Source organism: Stenotrophomonas sp. STEN033, from assembly GCF_056856655.1.
In genome coordinates, this window is the sequence record NZ_JBXFWM010000052.1 from 1 (window position 1) to 15805 (window position 15805).

The 15805-nt window shown below is 64.4% G+C and carries 14 protein-coding genes; all 14 read left to right on the forward strand.

Features of this window, described 5'->3' with window-relative positions; translation table 11 throughout:
• Positions 1 to 722: 722 nt before the first annotated feature.
• Entirely contained in the window at positions 723 to 1169 is a 447-nt protein-coding gene (locus AC1VXC_RS15585) for an SUF system Fe-S cluster assembly regulator (RefSeq protein WP_057627263.1), read from the forward strand.
• 19 nt (positions 1170 to 1188) lie between these two features.
• Positions 1189 to 2664, forward strand: a complete 1476-nt coding sequence (gene sufB, locus AC1VXC_RS15590) for a Fe-S cluster assembly protein SufB (RefSeq protein WP_312370881.1) — start codon at positions 1189 to 1191, stop codon at positions 2662 to 2664.
• Positions 2661 to 3071: a lysozyme inhibitor LprI family protein gene (locus tag AC1VXC_RS15595; protein ID WP_313493142.1), complete on the forward strand. Its 411-nt coding sequence runs from the start codon at positions 2661 to 2663 to the stop codon at positions 3069 to 3071. The genes sufB and AC1VXC_RS15595 overlap by 4 nt, the downstream gene beginning before the upstream one ends.
• A gap of 36 nt (positions 3072 to 3107) precedes the next feature.
• Positions 3108 to 3872, forward strand: coding sequence for a Fe-S cluster assembly ATPase SufC (gene sufC / locus AC1VXC_RS15600; RefSeq protein ID WP_282271346.1), 765 nt, complete (start codon positions 3108 to 3110; stop codon positions 3870 to 3872).
• On the forward strand, positions 3872 to 5167 hold the full coding sequence (sufD, locus tag AC1VXC_RS15605; protein ID WP_481539291.1) for a Fe-S cluster assembly protein SufD: 1296 nt from the start codon (positions 3872 to 3874) through the stop codon (positions 5165 to 5167). Before sufC ends, sufD begins: the two co-directional genes overlap by 1 nt.
• Positions 5164 to 6420 (forward strand): cysteine desulfurase, encoded by a 1257-nt coding sequence (locus AC1VXC_RS15610; RefSeq protein ID WP_481539290.1) that lies wholly within the window; start codon positions 5164 to 5166, stop codon positions 6418 to 6420. The genes sufD and AC1VXC_RS15610 overlap by 4 nt, the downstream gene beginning before the upstream one ends.
• A gap of 551 nt (positions 6421 to 6971) precedes the next feature.
• Positions 6972 to 9443: an alpha/beta hydrolase family protein gene (locus AC1VXC_RS15615; protein ID WP_313170430.1), complete on the forward strand. Its 2472-nt coding sequence runs from the start codon at positions 6972 to 6974 to the stop codon at positions 9441 to 9443.
• A 62-nt stretch (positions 9444 to 9505) separates the two neighbouring features.
• Complete coding sequence (locus tag AC1VXC_RS15620; protein WP_313493143.1) at positions 9506 to 10042, forward strand: GNAT family N-acetyltransferase; 537 nt, start codon at positions 9506 to 9508, stop codon at positions 10040 to 10042.
• Entirely contained in the window at positions 10039 to 10371 is a 333-nt protein-coding gene (locus AC1VXC_RS15625) for a non-heme iron oxygenase ferredoxin subunit (RefSeq protein ID WP_293706150.1), read from the forward strand. The genes AC1VXC_RS15620 and AC1VXC_RS15625 overlap by 4 nt, the downstream gene beginning before the upstream one ends.
• A 251-nt stretch (positions 10372 to 10622) precedes the next feature.
• Positions 10623 to 11063 carry a hypothetical protein gene (locus AC1VXC_RS15630; RefSeq protein WP_481539289.1) on the forward strand — a complete coding sequence of 147 codons (441 nt, stop codon included), beginning with the start codon at positions 10623 to 10625 and terminating at the stop codon, positions 11061 to 11063.
• A gap of 125 nt (positions 11064 to 11188) precedes the next feature.
• The gene (locus AC1VXC_RS15635) at positions 11189 to 13480 is read left to right on the forward strand and encodes a TonB-dependent receptor (protein WP_313170424.1); all 2292 of its coding nucleotides are present in this window, start codon (positions 11189 to 11191) and stop codon (positions 13478 to 13480) included.
• Positions 13481 to 13623: 143 nt separating this feature from the next.
• Positions 13624 to 14331: a tetratricopeptide repeat protein gene (locus tag AC1VXC_RS15640; RefSeq protein WP_313493145.1), complete on the forward strand. Its 708-nt coding sequence runs from the start codon at positions 13624 to 13626 to the stop codon at positions 14329 to 14331.
• A 21-nt stretch (positions 14332 to 14352) separates the two neighbouring features.
• Positions 14353 to 15030, forward strand: a complete 678-nt coding sequence (locus tag AC1VXC_RS15645) for a Fe2+-dependent dioxygenase (RefSeq protein ID WP_313170420.1) — start codon at positions 14353 to 14355, stop codon at positions 15028 to 15030.
• A 275-nt stretch (positions 15031 to 15305) separates the two neighbouring features.
• Positions 15306 to 15719: a hypothetical protein gene (locus AC1VXC_RS15650; protein WP_481539288.1), complete on the forward strand. Its 414-nt coding sequence runs from the start codon at positions 15306 to 15308 to the stop codon at positions 15717 to 15719.
• The last annotated feature ends 86 nt before the right edge of the window (positions 15720 to 15805 follow it).

The following is a 15805-nucleotide window of genomic DNA, read 5'->3' on the forward strand; positions in this document are numbered from 1 at the left end:
AGGGGAGAGGAGAAGATCAATGGCTCCGCGTGCACCTGCTCTTGCCCCCTCTCCCCTTGCGGGAGAGGGTTGGGGAGAGGGGTAGCTGTTGGCGCGGAATTGAAGCCCACCACTATGCGCGCCTGACTTTTTGTGGAAGTAGAAGCCAAAAGCAGCGGCTTCGCCGCCCCCTCTCCTGCCTTCGGCATCCCCTCCCGCAAGGGGAGAGGAGAAGATCAATGGCTCCGCGTGCACCCTGCCCTTGCCCCCTCTCCCCTTGCGGGAGAGGGTTGGGGACAGGGGTAGCTCTTGGCGCGGAATTGAAGCCCACCACTATGCGCGCCTGACTTTTTGGGGAAGTAGAAGCCAAAAGCAGCGGCTTCGCCGTCCCCTCTCCTGCCTTCGGCATCCCCTCCCGCAAGGGGAGAGGAGAAGATCAATGGCTCCGCGTGCACCTGCTCTTGCCCCCTCTCCCCTTGCGGGAGAGGGTTGGGGAGAGGGGTAGCTGTTGGCGCGGAATTGAAGCCCACCGCTATGTGCGCCTGACTTTTTGGGGAAGTAGAAGCGAAAACCAGCGGCTGCGCCGCTCCCTCTCCTGCCTTCGGCATCCTCTCCCGCAAGGGGAGAGGAAACAGCCGCAGTCCCATGATTGGCGGGGTTTTCTGCCAGCTGAACGGGAAAACTTGGCCGCCCGGACCAGAAAGCGTACAATTTTGGTCCACATTGATACCCCCGCTCCCGCAATGCTGCGCGTCACCAAGCTCACCGATTACGCCACCGTCGTCCTGACCGTGCTTGCCGCACGGCCAGCCGAAGTGCTGAGCGCGACCGACCTGGCTGAAGCTGCCGGATTGGAGCCGCCCACCGTCAGCAAGCTGCTCAAGCCGCTGGCCCAGGCCGGTCTGGTCGAAGGCCTGCGCGGCGTGCATGGCGGTTACCGGCTCACCCGCCCGGCCTCGGAGATCACCCTGATCGAGATCCTGGAAGCAATGGAAGGTCCGCTGGCCATCACCGAATGCAGCCAGGAGCAGAGCCAGTGCGGCCTTGCCGGGCAGTGCGGTGTGCGCTCGAACTGGCGGCTGATCAATGACGTGGTTTCCGATGCCCTGCGCGGCGTCACCCTCGCGCAGATGCTGCACCCCTTACCGCTTGCCGACCGTCGCCGCATCAGCGCCGACGTCGTCTCCTGAACAACCGTAGGCAGCCCTGATGGCCACCGAAATCATCGAACCGGTCGACACCGTCGACAGCCCGAACCGTGAAATCCATGAGCAGCTGGGTCGTAAATACGACGCAGGCTTCGTCACCCTGATCGAATCCGAGTCATTTCCCCCCGGCCTGGACGAGGACGTCATCCGCGCCCTCTCGGCCAAGAAGGACGAGCCCGAGTGGATGACGCAGTGGCGCCTGGACGCCTACCGCCACTTCCTGACCATGCGTCAGCCGGACTGGGCCAAGCTCGAGATCGCGCCGATCGACCTGCAGGCGCTGAGCTACTTCTCCGCGCCCAAGGGCCCGAAATACCAGTCGCTGGACGAAGTGCCCAAGGAATTGCTGGACACCTATGAAAAGCTCGGCGTGCCGCTGCATGAGCGCGCGAAGCTGGCCGGCGTGGCAGTGGATGCGGTGTTCGACTCGGTCTCGGTCGGCACCACCTTCCGCAAGGAACTGGCCGAGAAGGGGGTGATCTTCTGCTCCATCTCCGAGGCCATCCGCGACTATCCGGAGCTGGTACAGAAGTACCTGGGCTCGGTGGTACCGGTCGGCGACAACTATTTCGCCGCGCTCAACTCGGCGGTGTTCTCCGACGGCAGCTTTGTCTTCATCCCGGCCGGCGTGCGCTGCCCGATGGAGCTGAGCACCTATTTCCGCATCAACGCCAGCAATACCGGGCAGTTCGAGCGCACCTTGATCATCTGCGAAGACAAGGCCTACGTCTCCTACCTGGAAGGCTGCACCGCGCCGATGCGCGATGAGAACCAGCTGCACGCCGCGGTGGTCGAACTGGTGGCGCTGGAAGATGCCGAGATCAAGTATTCGACCGTGCAGAACTGGTACCCGGGCGACGAGAACGGCGTCGGCGGCATCTACAACTTCGTCACCAAGCGTGCCGAATGCCGTGGCGCGCGCTCCAAGGTGACCTGGACCCAGGTGGAAACCGGCTCGGCCATCACCTGGAAATACCCGTCCTGCGTGCTGCTGGGCGACGACTCGGTGGGCGAATTCCACTCGGTCGCGCTGACCCACCACCGTCAGCAGGCCGATACCGGCACCAAGATGATCCACGTCGGCAAGCGCACCAAGAGCAAGATCATCTCCAAGGGCATCAGCGCCGGCCGTGGCCAGAACACCTACCGCGGCCTGGTGCGGGTTGACCGTGGTGCCGAAGGCGCGCGCAACTACACCCAGTGCGACTCGCTGCTGATCGGCAAGAAGTGTGGCGCCCACACCTTCCCCTATATCGAGGTGAAGAACCCCAGCGCCACCGTCGAGCACGAGGCCACCACCTCCAAGATCTCCGACGACCAGCTGTTCTATTGCCGCGCCCGCGGTATCGACCAGGAAAACGCGGTGTCGATGATCGTCGACGGCTTCTGCAAGCAGGTCTTCAAGGAGCTGCCGATGGAGTTCGCGGTGGAAGCCAAGAAGCTGCTGGAAGTCTCACTGGAAGGATCGGTCGGATGAGCCGCCTGCCACTGCTACTGCTGGCCGTGCTGCCGTTCGCAGCCTCCGCCGCGGCGCCGGGCAAGGCCTGCGATGACGCCCGCACCCAGTTCGAGCTCAACGAGTGTGCGGCGGCCGAAGCCACCGCCGCCGACGCCGAGCTCAATGCCGTGTACCGGCAGGTGATGCAGAAACTGCAGGGCCAGCAGGTCGCCATCGACAAACTGCGCGCGGCCCAGCGCCTGTGGATCCCGCTGCGCGACGCCGATATCGAAGCGCGCTACCCGGTGGGCAAGGACGAGAATCCGCGCGTCCTGTACGGCTCGATGTACCCGATGCTGTATTCGGCCAACAAGGCCGAACTGACCCGGCAGCGCACCCAGTGGCTGCGCGCCACCTTCCTCGATCGCGCCGAAGGCGAGCTCTGATCGCCCCGCACCCTACATATTGAAGAACGCACCCTCATGCTGAAGATCGAAAACCTCCACGCAAGCATCGGCGACAAGGAAATCCTCAAGGGTCTGTCGCTGGAAGTGAAGCCGGGCGAAGTACACGCCATCATGGGCCCGAACGGCGCAGGCAAGTCCACCCTCGGCAATGTGCTGTCCGGCCGCGACGGCTACGACGTCACCGCCGGCAGCGTGCAGTTCGAAGATGGCGACCTGCTGGAGCTGGAACCGGAAGCACGCGCCGCCGCCGGCCTGTTCCTGGCTTTCCAGTACCCGGTGGAAATCCCCGGCGTCAACAACACCTACTTCCTGCGTGCCGCGCTCAATGCGCAGCGCAAGGCCCGGGGCGAGGAAGAACTGGACTCGATGCAGTTCCTCAAGCTGGTCCGGCAGAAGCTGGCCGTGCTGCACCTGAAGGACGAGCTGCTGCACCGTGGCGTCAACGAAGGCTTCTCCGGTGGCGAGAAGAAGCGCAACGAGATCTTCCAGCTGGCCGTGCTCGAGCCGAAGCTGGCGATCCTCGACGAAACCGACTCCGGCCTGGACATCGATGCGCTGAAGAGCGTGGCCGATGGCGTCAACGCGCTGCGTTCGCCGGAGCGTTCGTTCCTGGTCATCACCCACTACCAGCGCCTGCTCGACTACATCAAGCCGGACGTGGTGCACGTGCTGGCCGACGGCCGCATCGTCAAGACCGGTGGCCCGGAACTGGCACTGGAGCTGGAAGCCCACGGTTATGACTTCCTGAAGGACCGCGTGGTCCGCGAGGCGGCCAAGTAATGAGCGCTCTTCTGGAATCGTTGCGCGAATCCTTCGCAACAGCCCGCACATCCATGTGCGGGGATTCAACGAAAATCGCCGAACGGGAGTCGATTCTTGAGGCTGCGCTCAAGACCGGCCTGCCCGCCGCACGCAACGAGGCCTGGAAGTACACCTCACTGCGCCAGCTGGAGCGCCGCAGCTTCACCGCTGCACCGCTGCAGGCCCCAGCCGTCGATGCCGCGCTGCTGGCTGACATTCCGTCGCCGCGCCTGGTTTTCGTCAACGGCCGCCACAGCGCTGCGCTTAGCGATCTGTCGTCGCTGGATGCCGGCGTACAGGTACGCACCTTGTCGGCCGTACAGAACGAAGAGCCGGATGCATTGCGCTTCCTCGGCCGTCGCTTCGAACGCGCCGACGAAGTGTTCGCCCAGCTCAACGCCGCACTCGCCGATGAGGGCGTGCTGGTGCAGGTCGCCGACGGCATCGTCAGCGAAACCCCGCTGCATCTGGTGTTTGTCAGCGCGGCGGATTCCAGCGACCACGCCTGGCATCACCGTCACCTTGTCGAGCTGCGCCGTGGCGCCGTGTTCGGCCTGGTCGAGCACCACCTGCAGGCTGGCGACAGCGCGCACCTGGACAACACCCTCGTCCACGTCCACATCGCCCAGGACGCCGTGCTGTCGCATGCCCGCGTACAGGCCGACAGCGCGCGTGCCACTTCGCTGCTGCGCACCGACGCGGTGCTGGCCCGCGATGCCGAATACCGCCGTATCGACCTGGAACTGGGTGCAGCACTGAGCCGCCATGAGCTCAACGTGCGCCTGGAAGGCGACAACGCCAAGCTGACCGCCAATGGCGTGCTGCTGGGCACTGGCCGTCGCCATATCGATACCCGCCTGGGCATCGAGCACATCGCCAAGAACACCAGCGCCGAGCTGGTGTGGCGTGGCGTGGCGGCCAACCGCAGCCGCGTGGTGTTCCATGGCGGGATCGGCATCCGCGAAGGTGCCGACGGCACTGATGCCAACCTGTCCAACAAGAACCTGCTGTTGTCGGCCGATGCCGAGATCGATAGCCAGCCAACGCTGGTGATCGACGCCGACGAGGTCAAGGCGGCGCACGGCGCCACCGTGGGCCAGCTCGACGCCAATGCGCTGTTCTACCTGCGCTCGCGCGGTGTGCCGGCCGAACAGGCCCGCGCCATGCTCAGCGCGGCGTTCTGCCACGAACCGCTGTCCGCGGTGGAAGGCGTTCTCACCGAAAAGCTGGCCCGCCACCTGGACCAGGCACTGCAACAGGCAGGCATGGCATGAACCTCAGTTCCCCGCGTCCGATTCACCACCCGGCCACCGCTCCCGACTGGGAGCGCGTGCGCGCCGACTTCCCGCTGCTGATGCGCGAAGTCAACGGCAAGCCGCTGGTGTATTTCGACAATGCCAATACCGCGCAGAAGCCGCTGTCGGTGATCGGCGCGGTGGACGAGTTCTACCGCCGTTACAACGCCAACGTCAGCCGCGCGGTGCACGCGCTCGGCACCGAAGCCACCGACGCCTACGAAGGCGCGCGCAACAAACTTGCGCGCTTCCTCAACGTGCGCGCCGATGAGCTGGTGCTGTGCAGCGGCACCACCTTCGCGATCAACCTGGTCGCGTATTCGTGGGCCTTGCCGCGTTTGAAGGCTGGCGATGTGATCCTGGTCTCGCGCATGGAGCACCACGCCAACATCGTGCCGTGGCAGCTGGTTGCCGAGCGCACCGGCGCCAGCATCCGCGTGGCCGAGATCAAGCCCGATGGCAGCCTCGACCTCGACGCGCTGCATGCAGCAATGACCCCGGAAGTGAAGCTGCTGGCACTCACCCACGTTTCCAACGTGCTTGGCACCATCAACCCGGTTCGCGATATCTGCCGTAAAGCGCGCAAGCGCGGCATCGTCACCGTCATTGATGGTTCGCAGGCCGCACCGCACTTGACTCTGGATGTGGCAGCAATCGGCTGCGACTTCTATGCCGTTACCGGCCACAAGATGTGCGGCCCCACCGGCACCGGTGCGCTGTGGGCACGCCGCGAGCATCTGCAGGACATGCCGCCCTTCCTTGGCGGTGGCGAGATGATCAAGGAAGTCAGCTTCGACGGCACCGTGTTCAATGACGGCCCGCACAAGTTCGAAGCCGGCACCCCGAACATCGCCGGTTTCATCGGCTTGGGCGTCGCAGTGGACTACCTGGAGGAACTCGGCCGCGAGCACATCGAAGCGCGCGAGCAGGAACTGCTGGCCCACTTCACCGAAGAACTGCAGCGCGTTGAAGGCCTGCGCATCTTCGGTACTGCGCCGAACAAGGCCGCGGTGGTTTCGTTCCAGATCGAAGGCGCGCATGCGCACGACCTGGCGACCCTGCTCGACCTGCAAGGCGTTGCCGTGCGTTCCGGCCAGCACTGCGCGCACCCGCTGCTGCAGTACTACGGTGTCGCGGCCACCTGCCGCGCCTCGCTGGCGTTCTACAACACGCATGAAGAGATCGAGTCCTTCATGGCGGCGTTGAAGAAAGTGCGCAACCTGTTGGGTTGAGCGGCGCTGGCTTTGTAGGAGCGGCGCTGGGTGGCCTCGGGCCACAAGCCGCGAAGCCGATAACACTACAGACCGAGATTCAAACAGCAAAAGCACCCTCACCCCAACCCCTCTCCCGTAAACGGGAGAGGGGCTAAGGCGCAACACTGGTTTTGCAGGAGCGGCGTGAGCCGCGAAACCACAGTTCCAACAGCACAAAGCTCAACCCCTCCCCAGCCCTCCCCCTTGCCTGCGGCAAAGGGAGGGAGCGTGATGCCAAGCCATGCTCGGCAAGCGCTTCACCTGTAGTGCCGAGCCATGCTCGGCAGGGGACTTCAGAAAAACACCCGCACCACGCATCAGCGGCACACGCTGCGCCCCGCGCCTCCAGAACAAACAGCCAACCTCTCCCTTGTCTACGGCAAAGGCAGGGACCCAAGCTTCGAGCACTGGCAGACTCCCTGCTTCCACTGCACAAACGGCGTCACTGAAAAGCGCCCAACCAGTGCTCCGCGCCCCTTGTCTCCCGCTGTGCATCATGCAAGCCTTGCTGAACAAGATCGGGGGCCGGAATGAAGCACGGACGCTGTTTGTCATCGTTGAGCATGCGGCTATGGCTGCTGTTTGCCTGCCTGTGTTGGCCAATCCTCGGCTGGGCCGCCATCGAGCCGGTAAAGCCCGGCGAGGTGCCCGTGCTCAAACCAGGCGAAGCGCTGATCCTTGCCGCCGTGGACACCAGCATCGCCCTGGATTCGGTCCGCCTGAACCGCGATGGCAAGGTCTGGGGCGATGGCGTGATGTCCCGCCTGCGAGCCGGCCACAACTATCGCCTTTATGTCGCTACCGCTGGACGCTATGTCTGGCGCGAACTCCGGCCCTTCGGCGACTTCCGCTACATGCTCAAGGAGGACGAGGAACTAGAATTCCAGGTCGATGCTGGCACCATCGTCTATCCCGGCGACCTAGTGTTCCGTCCCAGTTCGCTATGGCGTGCTGATGTTCATCGTTCCAACCGCAGCCTCGCAGCAATTGACTGGTTGCAACGCACCCACCCGGCGCTGTATGCAAACTTCAGCTTCACCCATGTCGGCCGCTACCCTGACCCGTTTCCGGCTTTCTACAGGGAAAAAGCCGGGCCAGTTACCTTTCCTGCCGAGGTCATCGCAGCAACATCGCCGCCAGCGGTTACTGCAAACCGCGACAAGGACAAGGGCAAGCCGGAGATCACTCCCTATTGGCAGCCCCCGCAGATCCTGGGCACCAGCCTGAATCCCGCTGGCACCCTGTTGGCTCTGCAGGTTCGACAGGACGATACGCACTGGAGCGTCGACCTGATCGACCTCCGATCCAGCATCCAGACCAGGCTCGGCACCAGCGACATGCCGTTGGCATCATTCCGCTGGGCGGACGATGACACCTTGCTGACATCCGTGCGCCTGTCCAACGGACTGAACCGGGTTTCGGTACTGCACATCACGACCGCCGCCGATGGCAAGCCGCACTATTCCAGCTACCTGCTGCCCATCGAGGGCCGCGTCCTGGACCTGCTGCCGGGCAAACCGGGCCATATCCTGTTCGCAAGCCAGTCGCGGGAAGGCCAGCTGATGGTCCACCCGCTCAATGTTGCCAGACAAGCCGCGGTCGAAGGCTTTCGGCCAACACTGCGCAGTCGCATCAACAGCGGAATAAACGACGACACCTGGTGGTTTGTCGATGGCATGGGCGAGCTGCGGCTGGGCGTTGTCCGCCGCGGCGAAGACCATGTGCTGGTGCATCGCCAGGCGGATGGCTTCAAGGATGTCATGGTGCTTTCGGACGAGCTCGGCTTCGATCCGGTCGCCATCTCCGCGGACGCCAGCAAGATCTATGCGCTCACGGACGACAAACGCAGTCAGCGGGATCTGGTCGAGTATGACGTTGCAAGCCGCGCACTGACCCGCACCCTGTACTCGCAACCCGGCACCGATGTTCACTCGGTGATCTTCGACGATGCGCGGGTTCCGATCGGGGTGGAGTTCTATCGCGATGGGCAATTGCTCTCCGAGTACTTCCAGGATGGCGACGCACGTATTGCCAAGCAGCTCGGCACGGCGTTCGCCGGGTTGGCCGTGCAGTTGGTCGAACGCAGCCGTGACGGCAGCAACCTGGTGGTGCGCGTGGATGGCGCCGATACGCCACCCCAGCTCTACCATCTGGATACCCGGCAAAATCGTGCCTCGTTGGTGGCCCAATCCCATCCCTGGCTGACAGCACAGAAATTCGCCCCGACCCAGCTGCTGAAATTCAAGGCGAATGACGGCCTGGATGTTGAAGCCTTCCTGACACTCCCGGCAGGCCAGCAACCGCGTCCGGTCGTGATCCTTCCGCACGGCGGCCCCATCGGCGTTGCCGACAGCCTTCATTTCGATCCGGAAGTGCAGTTCCTGGCCTCGCGCGGCTATGCCGTGCTGCGGGTCAATTTCCGTGGTTCGGAAGGCTATGGACGTGCCTTCCGCGAGGCCGGGCACCGCAGCTACGGCACCCGCATTGAAGATGATATCGATGCTGCCCTCAGCCAGGCACTGGCCCAGTACCCACTCGATGCATCCCGCATGTGCGTGGTTGGCAGCAGCTACGGCGGATACTCGGCATTGGTTTCAGCCATCCGCTGGCCACAACGGTTCCGCTGCGTGGTCTCCATCGCCGGGATCAGCGACCGCTTGTTGTTCTTCACTGCCAGCGACACCGCCCGCAGCGAGAAAGGCCGGCAGCTGGCGGAGAAAATGATGGGGAACCCGAGCGAGGATGCGGCGGGCATGCGTGCCATATCGCCGCTCTATCGCTATGACGAGCTGACCCTCCCGGTGATGCTGGCCCATGGCCGTGAGGACCAGCGCGTGGACTTCGAGCACAGCCGGCGCATCTCGCGGATGTTGCACCTGGCCGGCCATGCACCGGTTGAATTGTATTTCGACGAGGAAGGCCATGGCATTTTGGACCCGGCCAACCGCAGCATGCTGTGGAATCGCGTCGCTGAATTCCTGGATCAATCCACCCGGCCGTGACAGCAGCTATTGCCGCACGAGACCAACTGTTCGGCCCCGCGCGCCGGGAATAGAATGTCGGCATGGACGCACTCACTTTCCGCACCGCCACCGCCGCCGACATCCCGGCCCTGATCGACCTGGTCACCTCCGCCTACCGTGGTGACGCCTCGCGCGTGGGCTGGACCACCGAGGCCGATATCCTCGATGGCCAGCGCATCGACGCCGCCGGCATCCAGGGCGATCTGGACCGCCCGCGCAGCGTGATCCTGCTCGCCGAACAGGACGGCCAACTGCAGGCCTGCTGCCACGTCGCCGATGAGAACGGCCACGGTTATTTCGGCATGTTCTCGGTAAGCCCTGCCGCCCAGGGCGGCGGCATCGGCAAGCAATTGATGCAGCACGCGGAACAGCATGCCGCCGAGCAATGGCAGCTGCCCACCATGCAGATGACGGTGATCGACTGCCGCGACGAACTGATCGCCTTCTACGAGCGCCGCGGCTACGTACGCACCGGCATCAAGAAGCCGTTCCCGTATGGCGACGAGCGCTTTGGCATCCCCAAGCGCGACGACCTGCAGTTCGAGATCCTGGAAAAGGCGCTGGGGGCCGCTGCATGAGCGAGACTTGGACCTTCATCTGCGCCAGCGAAGAACTGTTGCCGGGCGAGCTGAAAACCGGCTTTGACGAGGTCACCGGCGCCCCGATCGTGGTGTTCAATCTCGACGGCGAGCTGTATGCCCTGGAAGACCAGTGCACGCACGAGGAGTTCGAACTGTCCTCCGGCACCTTGGACCCGGACGAAGGCAGCATCGAGTGCATCCTGCACGGTGCCCGCTTCGACATCCGCGACGGCCGCGCCCTGTGCGCGCCCGCCTATACAGCCGTACCCAAGTTCCCGGTAAAGCGCGAACACGGCGGCATCTGGTCGCGCGACGACCGCGACTAAGCACCCGGCCGCTGGGCTGATCCGGAGGAGTGCTGGCGGCCCCGGCACGCCGCTGGGCAGCTCCCGGCGCTGGCGGCTGCTGTCCTCACCCTTTTCCCTACCCTTGCCTGCATCCGGCTGATCGGCACTGTGCACCCGGCGACCGGCGACCGGCACTGTCCGGTAGGTGATGGCATTGAAAACGCAAACAATTCTCAATAAGATGCGCATCTGTCGCGATAACGCGAAATTAACGGCTCGCATCTTTCCCCATGTCCCCCCCCTCCACCAAGGCTCCTACGCTGACCGTCGCCATCGTGCGGCAGCGCCTGCCTTGGCTGATGCTGGTGTTCGGCATGTTGCTGGTCTGGGCCGTGGCTCTGCAGGCCAAGGCGGAGGGTGCCGTCCCGACGGCGCTGGCAGGTTTCGAACAGGTGCAGGTCTCGCCTGAACCCGGCCATCCGCAGCATCCGCTGCAGATGACCGCGATCAGCGAATCCGGTGCTGAATCCTCACGTGTCGGCAAGCAACGCCCGGCCCCCATGCTGTCCAGCCCGTTGCGGCCGGCCTCGTTCACTCCCAACCGCGTCTTCCTGACTGCCGCCAGCGACACGCTGCTGCAGCACGCGGTTGAACGTGCCCAGCGCTACCCGCTGGCACCCTGCCTGCTGCTCAATCCCGGCCACGCCCCGCCGCGTATCCACGCCGCTTAAGTCGCCGTAGGCGGATCCGCGCGTCCGCTACGCGCCGTCGTTGACCTCCCGCTCCCGATTTCCGCCCGCAGCGCCATCCGGCCTGTCGTGCCAGTCCGTTTCTTTTCTCCCGGATATACCCGTCCATGACCCATATCAAGACCCGCAAGTACGCACCGCGCGCCACCATGCTCGCCACCGCCACCCTGGCTGCCGGCTTCTCGCCGCTGACCGCGTTGGCCGCCGACGCAGATGCCGATTCGGCCAAGAACAAGGCCACCGACCTGGACCAGGTGCAGGTCCGCGGCAGCTGGTTCGCGCCGTCCTCGCCCAAGTTCACCGCTGAACTGCTGGATACGCCGAAGTCGGTGGCCGTGGTCAGCGAGAAGACCATCCAGGAAATCGGTGCGACCAACCTGGTCGACGCGCTGCGCATGGTGCCGGGCATCACCTTCGGTGCCGGCGAAGGTGGCAACTCCACCGGTGACCGTCCGTTCCTGCGTGGCTTTGACGGCCAAAGCAACATGTTCGTCGACGGCCTGCGCGACGTCGGTACGCAGACCCGCGAAGTGTTCGACCTGGAACAGCTGGAAGTGGTCAAGGGCCCGAGTTCGGCCTACGGTGGCCGTGATTCCGGCGGCGGCAGCATCAACCTGGTCAGCAAGACGCCGAAGCTGAAGAACGAGACCAGCGCCAGCATGGGCATCGGCACCGACAGCTATGCGCGCGGCACCGTCGATGCCAACTACGTGCTCGGCGACGGCATCGCCGCACGCCTGAACCTGCTCAAGCACGAGTCGGACATCGCCGGCCGCGATGCCGCCAATGTCAGCCGCTGGGGCATCGCACCGTCCATCGCCTTCGGCCTGAACGGCCCGCTGCAGCTGATCGCCAGCCACTACCACCTGGAAACCGATGACCTGCCCGACGCCGGCGGCTTCCCGTACGGCGACCCGGCCACCAAGACCACCGTCGGCGCACCGCTGGTTCCGAACCGCAACAACTACTACGGTCTGATCGACCGCGACTTCCAGCGCACCCGTGCCGACATCAGTACCCTGGACGCCAGCTACGCGTTCGGCGAGCACAAGCTGCGCAACATCGCGCGTCTGGGCAATACCAGCAATGACTACCTGTGGACCCAGCCGGACGACAGCAAGAACAACCCGCTGCAATACGGCACCCTGTGGCGCCGTACCAACAACCGTGCGATCGACACCAAGACCTTCGCCGACCAGCTGAGCCTGACCGGTGCGTTCCAGACCGGCGGCCTGAAGCACAGCTACAGCGCAGGCGTCGAGTACAGCGAAGAAAAGAGCAGCAAGGGCAGCTACGTGATCGGCGGCGCCGGCACCAACAACCCGATCGGCAACAACCAGGTGTGCAAGACCACCGGCGCGGCAACCGGCTACAACTGCACCGATTTCTACAACCCGAACCCGAAGGATCCGTGGGCGGCCACCCACCCGGTGACCCGCAGCAACAAGGCGCTGGATATCGAGCAGACCACCAAGACCAAATCGGTGTATGCGTTCGATACGATCGAGATCACCGAACAGTGGCTGGTCAACCTCGGCCTGCGCTGGGACGACTACGACACCGAGCAGGTCACCCCGGTCCTGAACAAGGCCCCGACCGTGCTGCGCAACAGCGACGGCTTCCTCAACTACCAGGCTGGCGTGGTGTTCAAGCCGACCGCCAACGGCAGCATCTACCTGTCCTACGGCACCTCCTCGACCCCGCCGGGCATGGACAGCGGTGAAGGCAATGACTCGATCAGCGCCGCCATCCAGAACCTGAAGCCGCAGGAAACCAAGAACTACGAGCTGGGCACCAAGTGGGACCTGCTCGACAAGCGCCTGAACCTGACCGCCGCCATCTTCCACACCGAGATGAGCAATGCGCGCGTCACGGTTGACTCCGGCAACACCGAGAACGCGGGCAAGAAGGCGATCAATGGCCTGGAGCTGGGCGTCACCGGTCAGATCACCGACAGCTGGAACGTCTCTGCCGGCTACACCTACATGGACTCCGAGCTGAAGGACAACGGCTTTGTCTGTGGCGTCACCGTGCCGCGCGGCCAGCCATGCCCGGCAGGCCAGTACGTCGTCTCGCCGAACAACGGCAACGTGTTCCCGAACACCCCGAAGCATGCCGCGACCTTGTGGACCACCTATGTGCTGCCGTTCGGCCTGACCATCGGTGGTGGCGCAAGCTACGTCGACAAGCAGTACGGCGACGCGGCCAACACCAAATGGATTCCCAGCTACACCCGTTGGGACGCCATGATCGGTTACGCCATCCAGGACAACATCAGCCTGCAGTTGAACGTGCAGAACCTGACCGACAAGACCTACTTCACCAAGGCCTATGCCTCGCACTACGCGAGCATCGCCCCGGGTCGCGCGGCCACCCTGGCACTGAACGTCAAGTTCTGATCCAGGCATGACCCGCAGCGGCGGCAGGTGCAAACCTGCCGCCGTTGTGCTTTTCCGGTCCCACCACAACAGGCGACGGCCCCCTCCTGCACTGGCTACCATCCGCAGCAGAAGCCGCTGCAAATCGGGTCACAGGCAAGACAATGTCCAATCCCTTACCCACCGATACCAACACGCTGGCACAACAGCTGCTGAGCGATCCGCAGGGTACGTTCACACAGGTCCGCGAGGCCGCCTTGGGTGGCCAGCTGGATGCACAGCTGCTGCTGGCCCAGCTCTACATCGAAGGCAAGGGCGTGGCGCGTGACGAACACGCCGCCCTGCTCTGGTACGAGACCGCCGCCAACAACGGCAGCGCGTTGGCGATGAACATGCTCGGCCGCTGCCATGAGCTGGGCCAGGGTTGCACACCCGACGCCACGCTGGCTGCCGTCTGGTACCGCAATGCCGCTGAGGCCGGGCTGGACTGGGGCATGTACAACCATGCCAACCTGCTCGCCACCGGCCGCGGCGTGCCACAGGACCGGCCGCGGGCGCTGGCGCTGTATACCCAGGCCGCGCATATGGGCCACGCCAAATCGATGAACCTGCTGGCGCGGCATCTGGAGGACGGCCTGGACATCGAACGCGATCCACAGGCCGCCCTTGCCTGGTATCAACGTTCGGCCGAAGCCGGCGACTTCCGTGGCCAGGCCAACCTCGCCTCCATCCTGCTGCAGCAGGGCCAGGTCGAGCAGGCCGTGCATTGGCTGCGGCTGGCCCTTGCCCATGGCAGCCCGGCGTTCATGGCGCATATCGTGCCCGAGCTGGCCGCCTCCCCCCATCCGCAGATCCGCGCACTGGTCGCCTGAGCCAGGCGCCGAGGAACTCCCATGCTGCTGCATATTCCCAACGTACTCAGCGCCGAACAGATCGCGCAGTTCCGCCGCAAGCTGGACGCCGCCGACTGGACCGACGGCCGCGAAACCGTCGGCCACCTCGGTACCCATGCCAAGCGCAACGAGCAGTTGCCGGAGAACTCTGCGCTACGCCGCGAACTGGGCGAGACCGTGTTGCTGGCGCTGGCCCGCAATCCGTCCTTCTTCAGCGCCGCGCTGCCGCTGAAATACCTGCCGCCGCGCTTCAACCGCTATGCCGGTGGTGGTACTTACGGCTTCCATGTCGATGGTTCGGTGATGAACCTCGGCCAGGGCGAGCAGCTGCGTTCGGATCTGTCCTGCACGCTGTTCCTGTGCGAGCCGGAGGAATACGACGGCGGTGAGCTGATCATTGCCGACACCTACGGCGAGCATGAAGTGAAGCTGCCGGCCGGCGACCTGGTGCTGTATCCGTCCAGCAGCCTGCACAAGGTGCAGCCGGTGACGCGCGGCGCGCGCCTGGCCTCGTTCTTCTGGGTGCAGAGCATGGTCCGTGACGATGCCCACCGCCGCCTGCTGTGGGAGATGGATACCTCCATCCAGCAGCTCACCCAGGATTGCCCGCAACACCCCTCCCTGGTCAGCCTCACCGGCATCTATCACAACCTGCTGCGGCAGTGGGCTGAGACCTGAGCAACACATAGCGCCGCCGGCAGAGAGTGCGTAGCCCGGGTAAGCAAAGCGCACCCGGGGCCGCGGGGCCCACCGCAGAAAATTCGATAGATCCCCGCCTCCCGGGTGCGCTGCGCTTACCCGGGCTACGTCGGCTGCCACACATGATGCCAATCAGCGATTGATATTCGTCAAATTGATATCAATTCTCATTTGCAAAAGTTAACTAATCGTATCTACAATGCCGCACCGCGCACGCCGGCCCCTGTCGCCGCGTCCGCAATCCGGGGATACGCATGCACCAACCACAGCGCCAGCACGCACAGACCAACGCCAGTTCCGGCGCTGTCAGCCTGCGTCCGCTGGTCTTGTGCATGCTGTTGTTGCTGTCGCTGCTGGCAGCGCTATGCCAGAACGGCGCCCAGTTTTCCCGGCTTGGCCTGACCCAGAGCGGCCATGCCTCGGCGCCGGCTGAAGAACGTCAAGGCGGCGAACGCCACCTGGAAGAAGAAAGCCCGGCCAAGCTGCGCCGGGTAGCACAGTTGCGCGCGCCACGCGCAGTCCAGCCCCAGCCAGATGTGCAGCCGCTGCTGTCTGCAGTGGTCGACGTCACTCCCATCCGCACGGTCATCCCGGCATCCGAGCCGGTCATTGCCCATGCACTGGCCAGCCCACGCCAGCAGCGCGGGCAAGCGCCACCGCTGAGCTGACGTTCCCCACGTAGTCGTTTCCGCTACATCCCTTTCTTCTTCCCAGCTTGCCCTGCACGCGCCCAGCGCCAGCAGCGATTGCAACT

Coding starts and splice junctions, on each gene's coding strand:
- AC1VXC_RS15650 (WP_481539288.1), top strand. CDS start 15,306: ATGCACCAACCACAGCGCCAGCACGCACAGACCAACGCCAGTTCCGGC.
- AC1VXC_RS15585 (WP_057627263.1), top strand. CDS start 723: ATGCTGCGCGTCACCAAGCTCACCGATTACGCCACCGTCGTCCTGACC.
- AC1VXC_RS15620 (WP_313493143.1), top strand. CDS start 9,506: ATGGACGCACTCACTTTCCGCACCGCCACCGCCGCCGACATCCCGGCC.
- AC1VXC_RS15635 (WP_313170424.1), top strand. CDS start 11,189: ATGACCCATATCAAGACCCGCAAGTACGCACCGCGCGCCACCATGCTC.
- AC1VXC_RS15630 (WP_481539289.1), top strand. CDS start 10,623: ATGTCCCCCCCCTCCACCAAGGCTCCTACGCTGACCGTCGCCATCGTG.
- sufC (WP_282271346.1), top strand. CDS start 3,108: ATGCTGAAGATCGAAAACCTCCACGCAAGCATCGGCGACAAGGAAATC.
- sufB (WP_312370881.1), top strand. CDS start 1,189: ATGGCCACCGAAATCATCGAACCGGTCGACACCGTCGACAGCCCGAAC.
- sufD (WP_481539291.1), top strand. CDS start 3,872: ATGAGCGCTCTTCTGGAATCGTTGCGCGAATCCTTCGCAACAGCCCGC.
- AC1VXC_RS15625 (WP_293706150.1), top strand. CDS start 10,039: ATGAGCGAGACTTGGACCTTCATCTGCGCCAGCGAAGAACTGTTGCCG.
- AC1VXC_RS15610 (WP_481539290.1), top strand. CDS start 5,164: ATGAACCTCAGTTCCCCGCGTCCGATTCACCACCCGGCCACCGCTCCC.
- AC1VXC_RS15595 (WP_313493142.1), top strand. CDS start 2,661: ATGAGCCGCCTGCCACTGCTACTGCTGGCCGTGCTGCCGTTCGCAGCC.
- AC1VXC_RS15615 (WP_313170430.1), top strand. CDS start 6,972: ATGAAGCACGGACGCTGTTTGTCATCGTTGAGCATGCGGCTATGGCTG.
- AC1VXC_RS15640 (WP_313493145.1), top strand. CDS start 13,624: ATGTCCAATCCCTTACCCACCGATACCAACACGCTGGCACAACAGCTG.
- AC1VXC_RS15645 (WP_313170420.1), top strand. CDS start 14,353: ATGCTGCTGCATATTCCCAACGTACTCAGCGCCGAACAGATCGCGCAG.